General features: G+C 64.9%; 12 protein-coding genes. 9 read left to right on the top strand and 3 right to left on the bottom strand.

All coding sequences use genetic code 11. The features are described 5' to 3' along the window. Positions 1-516: 516 nt before the first annotated feature. From DCG74_RS07575 to DCG74_RS07560, 4 genes are all read left to right on the top strand, one after another. The gene (locus DCG74_RS07575) at positions 517-750 is read left to right on the top strand and encodes a hypothetical protein (protein WP_172786026.1); all 234 of its coding nucleotides are present in this window, start codon (positions 517-519) and stop codon (positions 748-750) included. Positions 751-1,166: 416 nt separating this feature from the next. Beyond that, complete coding sequence (locus DCG74_RS07570) at positions 1,167-2,021, top strand: ABC transporter substrate-binding protein (protein WP_172786027.1); 855 nt, start codon at positions 1,167-1,169, stop codon at positions 2,019-2,021. 257 nt (positions 2,022-2,278) lie between these two features. Next, complete coding sequence (locus DCG74_RS07565) at positions 2,279-2,962, top strand: response regulator transcription factor (RefSeq protein ID WP_172786224.1); 684 nt, start codon at positions 2,279-2,281, stop codon at positions 2,960-2,962. Further along, on the top strand, positions 2,959-4,905 hold the full coding sequence (locus DCG74_RS07560) for an ATP-binding protein (protein ID WP_172786028.1): 1,947 nt from the start codon (positions 2,959-2,961) through the stop codon (positions 4,903-4,905). The genes DCG74_RS07565 and DCG74_RS07560 overlap by 4 nt, the downstream gene beginning before the upstream one ends. Before the next feature lie 140 nt (positions 4,906-5,045). Here DCG74_RS07560 and DCG74_RS07555 read toward each other — a convergent pair whose 3' ends face one another. Further along, entirely contained in the window at positions 5,046-5,330 is a 285-nt protein-coding gene (locus tag DCG74_RS07555) for a hypothetical protein (protein ID WP_172786029.1), read from the bottom strand. A 236-nt stretch (positions 5,331-5,566) separates the two neighbouring features. On the opposite strand from DCG74_RS07555, the gene DCG74_RS07550 reads away from it, so the two are divergent. Further along, positions 5,567-5,791 (top strand): hypothetical protein, encoded by a 225-nt coding sequence (locus DCG74_RS07550; RefSeq protein WP_036020653.1) that lies wholly within the window; start codon positions 5,567-5,569, stop codon positions 5,789-5,791. A gap of 77 nt (positions 5,792-5,868) precedes the next feature. Here DCG74_RS07550 and DCG74_RS07545 read toward each other — a convergent pair whose 3' ends face one another. Further along, positions 5,869-6,291 (bottom strand): GFA family protein, encoded by a 423-nt coding sequence (locus tag DCG74_RS07545; RefSeq protein WP_008541349.1) that lies wholly within the window; start codon positions 6,289-6,291, stop codon positions 5,869-5,871. A 92-nt stretch (positions 6,292-6,383) separates the two neighbouring features. Continuing rightward, entirely contained in the window at positions 6,384-7,172 is a 789-nt protein-coding gene (mddA, locus tag DCG74_RS07540) for a methanethiol S-methyltransferase (protein WP_172786030.1), read from the bottom strand. A 133-nt stretch (positions 7,173-7,305) separates the two neighbouring features. Here mddA and DCG74_RS07535 point away from each other — a divergent pair, with 133 nt between their 5' ends. The 4 genes from DCG74_RS07535 (at position 7,306) to DCG74_RS07520 (ending at position 12,725) form a co-directional block, all read left to right on the top strand. Then, on the top strand, positions 7,306-8,853 hold the full coding sequence (locus tag DCG74_RS07535) for a winged helix-turn-helix domain-containing tetratricopeptide repeat protein (RefSeq protein ID WP_172786031.1): 1,548 nt from the start codon (positions 7,306-7,308) through the stop codon (positions 8,851-8,853). 314 nt (positions 8,854-9,167) lie between these two features. Continuing rightward, positions 9,168-10,718, top strand: a complete 1,551-nt coding sequence (locus tag DCG74_RS07530; protein WP_172786032.1) for an ABC transporter substrate-binding protein — start codon at positions 9,168-9,170, stop codon at positions 10,716-10,718. 199 nt (positions 10,719-10,917) lie between these two features. Next, positions 10,918-11,889 (top strand): ABC transporter permease, encoded by a 972-nt coding sequence (locus DCG74_RS07525; RefSeq protein WP_172786033.1) that lies wholly within the window; start codon positions 10,918-10,920, stop codon positions 11,887-11,889. Next, positions 11,886-12,725, top strand: a complete 840-nt coding sequence (locus DCG74_RS07520) for an ABC transporter permease (protein WP_172786034.1) — start codon at positions 11,886-11,888, stop codon at positions 12,723-12,725. Before DCG74_RS07525 ends, DCG74_RS07520 begins: the two co-directional genes overlap by 4 nt. Position 12,726 lies beyond the last annotated feature (1 nt).

The following is a 12,726-nucleotide window of genomic DNA, read 5'->3' as shown; positions in this document are numbered from 1 at the left end:
TCACCACCGCAAGCCTTGACGCACAGACCCCGGGCGTCAGGACCACACGCTTTTGCCGTACGCGAACCGCACCGGTCGTGTGCGCGCTGCTCAACCGCTCACGGGCAAACCCGCCCTGCAATTGCTGGCGTGCCGATGCACTCCACGTCCACCGCCACCCGGCCCGCGTATCGTGACGGTCGCGAAACGCCCCTTATCCTTGGGCCAGGATGAGAGGGATATACGATATTTCCGAATTTCGGTCAAGCAGAATATCTTAGGACAATGCGACAGGCGGTCAGAAGGTGCTCCTGGCGGGAATTATCTGCCGGGCCCAGGAGCGTCTTCTTGACCCGCCTGTCTCCACATCGTCATTGCGAGCGCAGCGAAGCAATCCAGGAATGCCTCCGCGGCGACGCTCTGGATTGCTTCGCTGCGCTCGCAATGACGAGGAGGATTACGCGACCGGGGCCATTCGACTTCCCCGCGCCAATCCCTATATCCTGCGGAAACGATTTGACGCAGCGGACAGCTTCGATGGCCAGAACACGCACGAGGGGCACCGACGCCGACGACCTCCCCCGCTACTTCGTCTGGGTCCGGGGGCTCGAAGGGCCCGAGCCGCAGAAATGGACGGCGATGGATTTCGGCGTCGGCGATTGGAAGCGGCCACTCGTGCTGGCCTATCTGGAGCTGCCGGAAGACGAACGGCCGCTGTCGCTGTCGGTCCTGGCGCGGCGATATCCGCCGCCGCGAGTCGATCTTTCGTAGGCCGGGCTAGGGTGTGTACTCATGACCGTCAGCTCCGCAAGAGAAAGCGGAAGTCCCCGGCTTGAGCGTGATCGGCGGCTTTGCCTGCAGATTTGCCGGTCGAATTTCACAGCAAGGATCAGATCGCGATAAATCTGAAGGCTGCAAACGCGCTCGGCGTTGCAATTCCGCCGACGCTGCTTGCCCTTACCGACGAAGTCATCGAATAGCCCGCCAGCCTCAAGCCCACTGTCTGATCGGCAAGAGGACGTGTTAGGATTTGCTTGTTGTCGACGGGGGAGAGCATGCGGCGACGAGAATTCATGGCACTCCTGGGCCGTGCAACGGCCACTACGGCATGGCCTGTCGCGGTGGGCGCGCAGGAGCCGGCAAGGGTTCGGCGGGTCGGGTACATTGCCGGCGCCGATGAGGCCACGATGGGACATATCTTCGCGGCATTCAGGCAGCGGCTTACCGAACTAGGGTACGTCGAGGGTCGATCTATCGCGCTGGAGGTGCGCTGGGCCGAGGGACGTGCCGAGCGGCTCCCCGGCCTGGTGACCGAGCTTATCGGTCTCAAATTGGATGTGCTGGTGGCGGGCAACAGCGTCGCTGCAATAGCGGCCAAGAACGCTACTCAAACAATCCCCATTGTTATGGTGGCGGCCGATCCGGTTGGACTTGGGCTCGTGGAAAATTTGGCGCGACCCGGAGGAAACGTGACGGGGTTGAGCTATTTCAATGAGGCAATGATCGCAAGGCGTCTGCAACTCCTGAAGGAGATGACGCCAGGCCTTGCGCGGATCGCTGTGATGAAGAACCCGACAGTCTCTATCCACGCCACCTTCTGGCAGACCGCTGAGGTGGCGGCACGCACTCTGGGCGTAGCGCTACAACCTCTCGAAGTGGGACGGCCGGAGGATTTTGATGCGGCGTTCGCCGCTGCCACGGGAGGCAACGCCCAAGCTCTCATCGTCTTCGATGACGTTCTGACTATTGTGCATAGACCCCGGATCATTGCTCTCGCTGCCGCTCACCGACTTCCGGCCGTGTACGGACTTCGTGAGTTTCCGAAGGATGGAGGCTTAATGTCGTTCGGTGCGAGCTTCGTCGTCTTGTTCCGACGCGCCGCCACCTACGTGGACAAAATCTTGAAGGGCGCCAAGCCTGCCGATCTTCCCGTCGAGCAACCAACCACGTTCGAGCTTGTCATCAATAACAAGACTGCGAACGCCCTTGGCCTTACCGTTCCGCCCACCTTGCTCGCCCAAGCTGACGAGGTGATCGAATGATGTCGTGCCAACTCGGACATCTGGTGAGATGCCGCAATGGGGCGGTGCCGGAGGCAGAGCGGACGTCATACGCACCCCAAGTGCAGCGCGGATTATGAGCCCGCGCTCTAGCTTAGGCGCAATCCTAGGACCGTGCATGCGTGCCTAACGCGGGACCAAGTTATCGCCGCCCCCATGATTATGGGTGTCGCGGCCTTCGCGCTGCGGTTAGACTTGCTTCGCGCCGCGGGGGACACGCGGATCGCGGGACCATGGACATGACCGAACAGGGCGAGACGGGTGACGCCATCACCATCCTCCTCGTCGAGGACGATGCGCCGACCTGCTGGCGGCTGCAGGATGCGCTGGCCAAGGCTGGTTACGAGGTGCGCAGCGCCGGTACGCTCGCGGAGGCGCGGCAGGCCCTCGCCGCCGGCGCGCCGCGCGTGCTGCTGACGGATCTGCGGCTGCCCGACGGCCACGGCGTCGAGCTGATCCGCGAGATGCGGCAGCGCTTTCCCGACACCGAGATCATGGTGATCTCCGCGCTCGGCGACGAGGAGAGCGTGATCTCCGCAATCACGGTCGGCGCCACCGGCTACCTGCTCAAGGACGCCTTCCCCACCGACATCGCCACCACCGTGCGCGACCTGGTCGCCGGACATTCGCCGATCTCGGCCTCGATCGCCCGCTTCATCGTGCGCCGGACACAAGGTGCCGCGCAGAGTTCAGCGGAGCCGCCGCCCGGCCCCGCGCTCAACACGGCGAGGCTGACCCCGCGCGAGATCGACATCCTCTGGGGCATCGCCAAAGGCTTCAGCTATGCCGAGATCGCAAGCCATCTCGGCCTGTCCAAGCAGACCGTGCCCGGCCATATCAAGAACATCTATCGCAAGCTCGAAGTGCACACGCGCAGCGAGGCGGTGTTCGAGGCGGTGCAGCAGGGCCTGATCAAGCTGTGAGCGACATCGCGGCCAAAGCACCCACGAAAGCACCTGCGAAGGCACCGACACGCCCGCAGCGCCGCCTGATCGCGTCGCGTCTGGTGCCTTATCTGCTGCTGCAGGCGTTGATCGTCATCGTCACGATCCTGGGGCTTCGGCTGCTGCAGCCGAGCGATCCCGAAGACTACGCGGTGAGCGATTTTTCGGCGCGGGAGGACGGTCTGACGCGCCCCGTGACGCTGCCGCATTTCACCTCGTCGCGCGACTCGCTGGCCGACCCGCCATTCTACACCGGCACCTTCACATTCCGGAGCGGCGATGCGGCCTCGGGCTGGTCGGTGTACCTGCCGCGCTTCAGCAATGCCGTGGAGGTCGCCGTCAACGGCGTCGTCGTGCTCGACTCCCGGCGCGATGCCAACGCCAACCGGCCCGATCGCAACACGCCGCAGATCGCAGCCATCCCCGCCTCGCTGCTGCGCGACGGCGCCAACGAGATCACGGTGCGGCTTTTCGTGTGGGGACCGCTCAAGGGCTTCCTCGATACCGTCTATGTCGGGCCGGATGCCGCCTTGCGCCCGGCCCATGAGACGCGCACGCTGCTGTTCGTCACGCTGCCGGTGGTGTTCTCCGCCTGGCAGGCGATCCTGGCCGTCATCCTTGCGATCATGTGGCTGATGCGGCGCCACGAACCGGTCTACGGCGTGCTTGCCGCGGCGATGGTGCTCGGCGTGGCGCAGGCATTCGCGCCGCCGCCGGTGCCGCCGGCCACGGTCTCGCGGCTGGCTGCGGTGCTGCTGGCCTCCGCACCGATCGAGAGCGCGCTGGTCGTCGCGTTCGGCGTGCTGTTCTTCGGCTGGCGCTGGCCGCGTTACGCCACGCTGCTGTTCGTGCCTGGAATCGTCGTGTTCGTGGTCGGGCTGATCGGGGGCCCGCCGCTGCCGCGCATCCTGTTCCTGGTCCTCGGCATTCCCACCGTCGGCATTTGCCTGTTCCTGATGGCCTGCGTCACGGCCACGGCGGTGGTGCGGCGGCAGGACGCGGCGAGCTTCACGATCGGCTGCGCGGTGACCATCGTGCTGGTCTGCTGGGCCCAGGACATGCTCACGGTGCTCGAGATCGCGAGCAATGATCGCATCTTCGTCTCGCGCCTGTCCTATTCGGCGATGCTGGTTGCGATCGGCGCCGGGCTGACCTGGCGCTTTGCCCGCGCCTTGAACCAGGTCGACAGCTTTGCCGGCCAGCTGGTGACGCGCGTGCGCGAAGCCGAGGAGCGGCTGAAGGCGAGCTTTGCCCGCGAGGAGGAGCGCGCCCGCGCCGCCGCGCTCGCCAATGAGCGCACGCGCCTGATGCGAGACCTGCACGATGGTCTCGGCGGCCAGCTCGTGAGCATCGTCGCGCTGTCCGAGCGTGGCAGCGCCGGCGCGACCATCACGGACGCCGCGCGCGCGGCGTTGAAGGATCTGCGCCTCGTCATCGATTCCATGGACGACATTGGCGGCGACCTGATGCTCGCGCTCGGCTCCTGGCGCGAGCGCGCCACGGCCCAATTGCGGCCGCACGACATCGCACTCGAGTGGCGCGTGGCGACGCCGCAGGGCCTGCCGCTGCATCCCGAGCTGAGGCCATGGCACGTCATCCAGATCGTGCGTATCCTCGACGAGGCCGTGACCAATGCGGTCAAGCACGCGCAGGCCCGCCGCATCGCAGTGACAATCGACACGTTCGACGCAGGCCAGGGGCCGTACGGCGTGATCAGCGTGACGGACGACGGAAGCGGCTTTGCACTGGCCGGCACTGGCGAGGCCGCGGGCACCGGCCAGACCGCGCGCGGCCTGCGCAACATGAAAAGCCGCGCCGCGCGCTGCGGCGCGGTGCTCGACCTGACGTCTGATTCCTCCGGCACGCGCGTGCGGCTGAAATTGCCGCAGCGCTTTCCCGATGGCGACATGGCCGCGGGCTGAAAGGCCCCCTCCCCGAACGTGTGGGGCGCACGGAGAGAGGGGACGGGCCAGGTTAAAATTTCCTGCGGAGGACGGGGGGTGTTCGTCCGCAGGCCCCGTTGGCCCGAAGCGATCCAATCAATTCAATCGAACGGAGAATTTCAGCGCACGCCGACGCGATTGACCGGCCCGCCGCGATTCATCGGCGTTCCCGCGCGCACCCCGACGCCAGGCGCGCCGACGCCGGGCGTTGCGACCGCCGCCGCCGCGACCGGCGCTCCCACCACCACGGCGCCAGTCGGCCGCACCACGCAGCCCTTCGGCACGCCGACGGTCTTGCAATAGACCACAGCCTGCGCCGGGCTCGTGCCCAGCGACACCATCGCCACGCCCGCCAGCGCCATGACCGTCAGCCTTGCGCCCAGCGCTCCAGCTCTCTTCGACATTCTTGCTCTCCTGCTTCCCGTTCGGCGTCCCGATGCAATCACCGGGTTTCGCAGCCGAGGTGCAGCCTGAATGACAAAAGTGGGCGCAACGATACATGCCATGAAGATGGGGGTACCGCGGGCGGGAGGACTGGCCGGTGCCATGAACATGGCATGGACCCGCGGCCGGGCTTTGCGAGATGGTCCGGCCCGATTGATCCCGGTCGGGACCAACGACGATTGCAAAGAGGTGCTTCATGAAAATTTCGGTTCTTGCCGCGCTGCTGCTCGCAGCTGCCGCCCTGCCCGCTGCGGCGCAGTCCGGTCCATCCGTCCAGGAGCAAATGGCCTGCCGCGGCGACGCCAGCAAATTCTGCGCCGAGCATATCGGCAAGCCGCCGCAGATGAATGCCTGCCTGCGCGAGAACAAGTCGAAGCTCTCGGACTCCTGCCGCAAGGTGGTTGAATCGCGCGGCGGCTAGTCGTTCGCCCCTCTCTTGGGAGAAGACAGAGAGGGCGGCGCTCTGCCGCCCTCTCGATAAATGCCGAAGGCGCGCCGCTATTCCTGCATCATCTCGCCGCTGCCGCCGAACTCGGCCGGAAAATCCTTCAGCTTGGGCAGGCCGTCGCGCATCGGCAGCACGGTCTCGGCATAATTGACGTGAACTCCGGGCGTGAACGCGAGCGTGGGGATGGTGGCGGTGAAGACGTCGACCAGACCGAGCGGCGGATGGTTGGTCATGAGATGGCCGCCACACTTCTTGCAGAATTTGCGCTGGCTGAGTGGCGTCTTGGCGAACGTCTCGACATTCTGAGCGCCTTCGGTGATGCGCACGGCCTCCGGCTTCCACAGGCTGAAGGCGTTGACCGGACCGCCCGACCACGAGCGGCAGGAGCGGCAATGGCAATAGCCCATCGCCTCCGGCGCGCCCGTGACCTCGACCGTGACCGCGCCGCAGAAGCAGTTTCCGACATGTTTCATCTGGAACCTCTCCGTTTTTCTGAAGGATTGTTATTGCGCATCGGCGCCCCGCGCGTCCTTCTTTCGATTGGACGCGCGCGGCTTGGCCGAGACTATACCGATCGGCGCCAGGGAATAAGCATCGAGACGCGTTGTTTGTACTGCCGGTACTCGTCGCCGAAGAGATCGACGAGATCGCTCTCCTCCAGCGCGATGCCGACGAAGATGTAGAGCGTGGTCACGGCCGCGAACAAAAGATGACCCGCGGTCATGACCGGCGCCGCCCAGAACGCGACGATGAAGCCGAGATAGATCGGATGGCGGACGAACTTGTAGAGCAGCGGCGTCCTGAAGCGCGGCGGCTCCATCTCCTTGCCGACGAGATGATTGGTCACCTGATGCAGGCCGAACAATTCGAAATGGTTGATGATGAAGGTCGAGGTGAACACCAGCACCCAGCCGGCGAAGGACAACGTGACCAGTGTCACGGCAAGATCGGGGTTCTCCACGCTCCATATGACCGACGGCAGCGGACGCCACTGCCAGAACAGGAGGAGCAGTGACAGGCTCGCGAACAGCACGTAGGTGCTTCGCTCGACCGGCTTGGGGACGAACTGCGTCCACCAATCCTTGAATTGCTGGCGCGCCATCACGCTGTGTTGAACCGCGAACAGCGACATCAGCAGCAGATTGATGAGGACCGCGCGGACGACGGGCGCTTCGGCACCGGTGTCGATGGTCTTGGGCACCATCACCCCCATGACGAAGCCGATCGCATAGAGAATGGTGACGAAAAACACGAGATACGCCGCAATTCCGTACAGAAAGGCAATGAACCTGAAAATGCGAGAGCCCGTAATCTCCGGGCCGATGGAATGAACCTGGTGATCGAGTTGGGTCATAGAACGCTCCGTTGTGCCGAGGCATCGACACGGTTTGGTCTTCGCACCGTGCCGGATCGGACGTCCCGCGGCTTTTGCAGATGATTGATTTTCGCCTGAGACGACTTTGATTTTTGCTTGAGACGACGAAAACGTGCGATTTCGCTTTGAAAACAACGTGCTGGACGGTGACCTTCGGGAGCTCACATGCGAGGGAACGATCGTTCCGTTGCAGCCGCAAGTGTTCGATCTGCTGCTTTATCTGGTCGCGCAACGGGCGCGAGTGGTCAGCAAGGATGACCTGATCAGCCAGATCTGGAACGACCGGATCGTGTCGGATTCCGCGCTGAACAGCCGGATCAACGCCGCGCGCAAGGCGCTGGGCGATGACGGTGCGACGCAGCGCCTGATCAAGACCATTCCGCGCAAGGGCTTTCGTTTCGTCGGCGAGGTCCGGGAAGAGGTGGCGGCGTCGCCTACGCGGACGGAAGCCAAGCCCGCTCCCCCGCGCGCGGCGGACCGCCCGGCGATCGCCGTACTCGCCTTCGAGAACATGAGCGGCGATCCCGCCCAGGACTATTTCGGCGACGGGATCAGCGAGGACATCCTCACCGCGCTGTCGAGGCAGCGCTGGTTCATGGTGATCGCCCGCAACTCCTCCTTCACCTACAAGGGACGCGCGGTCCATATCAGGCAGATCGCCGAGGAGCTCGGTGTCCGCTACATCGTCGAAGGCAGCGTGCGCAAGGCAAACAACCGCGTGCGCATCACCGCACAGCTCAACGACGCCGTCTCGGGCAGCCATCTCTGGGCCGAGCGCTATGACCGCGAGCTCGTCGATGTCTTCGCCGTGCAGGACGAGATCACCAACGCGATCGCCGCGGCGATCGAGCCGCAGATCCACGCGGCCGAGAATTTCCGCAGCCATCGCAAGCCGCCGGCGAGCCTCGACGCCTGGGACCTCTTGATGCGCGCGCTGTCGCATTATTGGCGCGTGACGCGCCAGGATCACGAGGCCGCGAAGGCGCTGCTCGCGCGCGCGATCGCGATCGATCCGAATTACGGCCAGGCGCTGTCGCTGCTGGCCGTGAACGACATGTTCGGCGTGCATCTCGGCTGGATCGAGCTCGCCGCGGTTGCGCCGGCCGCGGAAGCCGCCGCGCTCAAAGCGGTGCGCTGCGACCATGAGGATTCCTGGGCGCATGCCGCGCTCGGCAGCGTCTGCTTCTCGACCCGCAGGCTCACAGACGCGCTGTCCGAATTCGAGCAGGCGCTCGCGCTCAATCCGAACTTCTCGCTGGCGCAGGGCTATTACGCGCTGGCGCTGTCCTATGCCGGACGCTCGAACGACTCGTTCGAGGCCGCGCAAAAGGCGATCCGGCTGTCACCGCGCGATCCATCACTGGCGATCTATCACGGCATCGCCGCCTATGCGCGCTTCACCGAGCGGCGCTATGGCGAGGCCATCGCGCTCGCGCGCGAGGCGATCCGGCACCGCGGCGACCTCACCGGCGCCTACCGCGTGCTCGCCGTCTCCGCCGGCATGACCGGCGATGGCGCGCTGGCGGAGATGGCACTCGGCGAGCTCCGCCGCACCCAGCCGAACATCTCGCTGCACTGGATCGCGACGCAGCTGCCGTGGGCCGACGAGCGAGATCGCGACCACTATCTGGAGGGATTCCGCCGCGCCGGGTTGCGGTGAGACGTCTTGCCCTGGCGGGTAAGCGCGAGGGCGCTCTCGCCGCCGCCATGCCGCGACGCTGTGTCGCTATTCGCAGCCGTCATGTCGACGCACGACGAACGTGACGGACGCCCAGCAATACAAGCCCAACTCATCAAAACAGGACGCGCTGTACATTTTTTGTGCGTGCACTGTCGCGACTTTCATCTTGCCGCGCCGAACGGGACTGTGTGAGCCTCGATGGCGGATGGGGACTGGGATGGACCGACCGTCGCTTTGCGCGCCAGGGCGCCTGCGAAGCGCTTGCGGCCGGTCTCGCTTGAGAAAGATACGACATGCCAAAACGAGTGTTGCTTGGTCTCCTCCTGGCTTGCGGCCTTGCGGCCCCTGCGCTGGCACAAGAACCGAAGACGGGCGGTGTGATCAATGCCGTGATCCAACCCGAGCCGCCGGGCCTGATGCTTGCGATGGTCCAGAACGGCCCGGTCCAGATGGTCTCGGGCAACATCTTCGAAGGCCTCTTGCGCTACAGCCCCAAGCTCGACCCGCTGCCGGAGCTTGCCGAGAGCTGGAGCGTCAGCGAGGACGCCAAGACCTACGCCTTCAAGCTGAAGAAGGGCGTGACCTGGCATGACGGCAAGCCCTTCACCGCCGCCGACGTGCTGTTCTCGATCGAGATGCTGAAGCAGACCCATGCGCGCGCCCGCACCAACCTGGCGCAGGTCGACAAGATCGAGACGCCGGACGATTACACGGTGGTGTTCACGCTGAAGCAGCCGTTCGGCCCGTTCCTCGGCATCTTCGAGGTCGGCTCGATGCCGATGGTGCCGAAGCATCTCTACGACGGCACCGACTGGAAGACCAATCCCTACAACAACGCGCCCATCGGCACCGGGCCCTTCATGTTCAAGGAATGGCAGAAGGGCTCGTTCATCCGCCTGATCAAGAATCCGAACTACCACGAGAAGGGCAAGCCCTACCTCGACGAGATCTACTGGCAGATCATTCCCGACGCCGCCGCGCGCTCGGTGGCGTACGAGACCGGCAAGGTCGACGTGCTGCCCGGCGGCTCGGTCGAGAATTTCGACGTGCCGCGCCTGTCCAAGCTGAAGGACACCTGCGTCACCGGCGCCGGCTGGGAATTCTTCTCGCCGCTGGCCTGGCTGTGGCTCAACAACCGCCAGGGTCCGCTCGCCGACAAGCGGGTGCGGCAGGCGATCATGTATGCGGTCGATCGCGACTTCGCCAAGGACGTGATCTGGAACGGGCTCGGCAAGGTCGCCACCGGCCCGTCGGCCTCGACCATCAAGTACTACACCGACGACGTGAAGAAGTATCCCTACGATCCGGCCAAGGCCAAGGCGCTGCTGAAGGAAGCCGGCTACAAGGGCGAGAAGATCCGCCTTTTGCCGCTGGCCTATGGCGAGACCTGGCAGCGCTGGGGTGAAGCCGTGAAGCAGAATCTCCAGGACGTCGGCATGACCATCGAGACGATCGCCACCGACGTTGCCGGCGGCAACCAGAAGATCAGCGACTGGGATTACGACATCGCCTTCACCTATCTCTACCAGTACGGCGATCCCGCGCTGGGGGTGGGGCGCAACTACATCTCCAGCAACATCGCCAAGGGCCAGGTCTTCAACAACGTCGAGGGCTATTCCAACCCTGAGATCGACAAGCTGTTCGCCGACGGCGCGGTGGCGACGCCCGACTCCAAGCGCAAGGAAATCTACGAGAAGGCGCAGAAGATCCTGGTCGAGGACGTGCCGGTGGCCTGGATGCTCGAGCTGCAATTCCCGACCATCACGCGCTGCAAGGTCAAGAACCTGATCACCACGGGGATCGGGGTCAACGATGGCTTCAAGGACGCATGGCTCGACAAGTGACGGCAGGCGCTCCGAACTCCCCTTACCTCTCCCGCTTGCGGGAGAGGTCGCTAAGCTCGAAGAGCGTAGCGGGTGAGGGCTCTCTCCTCTTGGCAATCCCTTTGCGGAAGCACCCCCTCCCCTGCCCTCCCCCGCAAGCGGGAGAGGGAGCGCACCGCCGCTGCGGTTGCGGCCACCCCGATATCATCGCCGTTTGATCATGCTCTCCTTCGTCGCTCAGCGTATTCTGAAGGGCGTGATCGTCCTGCTCGCGATCGTCGTCCTCAATTTCTTCCTGATCCGCCTGGCGCCCGGCGATCCCGCGATCGTGATGGCGGGCGAAGCCGGGGCCAGCGACCAGGTCTTCGTCAAGCAGCTCCGGGAGAAGTTCGGCCTCGACAAGCCGCTGCCCGAGCAGCTCTTCATCTACGTCAAGGGCGTCGTCGGCCTCGACCTCGGCTTTTCCTTCCGCCAGCAGGCACCGGTCGCGAAGCTGATCGGCGAGCGGCTGCCGGCGACGCTGCTGCTGACCCTGACGGCATTCGCGATCTCGCTGATGCTCGGCATCCTCTGCGGCACCTTCGCCGCGCGCTTTGCCGGAACCTTTCTCGACACCGGCATCACCGTGTTCGCGCTGATCTTCTACGCCATGCCGATCTTCTGGGTGGCGCTGATGGGCATCCTCTTGTTCTCGGTCACGTTCGACTGGCTGCCTAGCTTCGGTTACGAGACGGTCGGCGCCAACCTCACCGGCCTTGCCCATGCGGTCGATGTCGCAAAGCACCTGATCATGCCGGCGATGACGCTCGGCCTGTTCTTCATGGCGACCTACACCCGCATGACGCGCGCCTCGATGCTCGAGGTGAAACGGCTCGACTTCGTCAAGACGGCGCGCGCCAAGGGCCTTAGCGACGCCGTGATCCAGCGCCGCCACGTGCTGCGCAATGCGCTGCTGCCGGTGGTGACGCTCGCCGGCGTGCATTCCGGCACGCTGATCGGCGGCGCCGTCATCACCGAGACCGTGTTCGCCTGGCCCGGGATCGGGCGGCTGATGTACGACGCCCTGCTGCAGCGCGACTACAATCTGCTGCTCGGCGTGTTCGTGATCTGCTCCGCCATGGTCCTGATCTTCAACCTCGTCACCGACCTCGTCTATCGCCTGGTCGATCCGCGCATCGAATACGCCTCATGAAACAGTTCTGGAAATCGATGCTGAGGAGCCCGAGCGGCGTCATCGGGCTCGTCATCCTCCTGGTCGCAGTCTCCGTCGCGGTGTTCGGGCCGATGCTGTTCCCGAACTCGCCCTGGCGCATGGTGCAGCGGCCGTTCCTGCCGCCGTTCACGCTCGGGGCCGTGCCGCTCGGCACCGACGCGCTCGGCCGCGACATCTTCGCCGGCATGATCTTCGGCGCCCGCGTCTCGCTTCTGGTCGGCCTCGTCTCCACGCTGGTGGCGCTGATCGTCGGCGTGCCGATCGGCGCCACGGCCGGTTATTTCGGCGGCAAGGTCGACGACGCCCTGATGCGCTTCACCGAGTTCTTCCAGACCATTCCGAGCTTCGCGCTCGCGATCGTGCTGGTCGCGATCCTGCAGCCCTCGATCTATTCGATCGTCGCCTCGATCGCAGTGGTGAGTTGGCCGCCGGTCGCCCGCCTCGTGCGCGGCGAGGTGCTGTCGCTGCGGACGCGCGAATATGTCCAGGCCGCCGTAGTCACCGGCCAGAGCAACAGCTGGATCATCCTGCGCGAAATCCTCCCCAACGCGTTGTCGCCCGTGATCGTGCTGGCCTCGCTGATGGTGGCGACCGCGATCCTGCTGGAATCCTCGCTGTCCTTCCTCGGCCTCGGCGATCCCAATCTGATTTCCTGGGGCTACATGGTCGGCGCCGGCCGCACCGTGATCCGGCAGGCCTGGTGGATCACCGTGTTTCCGGGCGTCGCCATCCTGATCTCGGTGCTCGGGCTGAACCTGATCGGCGAAGGCCTCAACGATGCGCTCAATCCGCGCCTGTCGCGGGAGGGCCGCTGAC

It is taken from the genome of Bradyrhizobium sp. WBAH42 (assembly GCF_024585265.1).
GTDB lineage: Bacteria > Pseudomonadota > Alphaproteobacteria > Rhizobiales > Xanthobacteraceae > Bradyrhizobium.
Note: the sequence above shows the minus strand (reverse complement) of the source record. Positions and strands in the feature narration are given on the sequence as shown.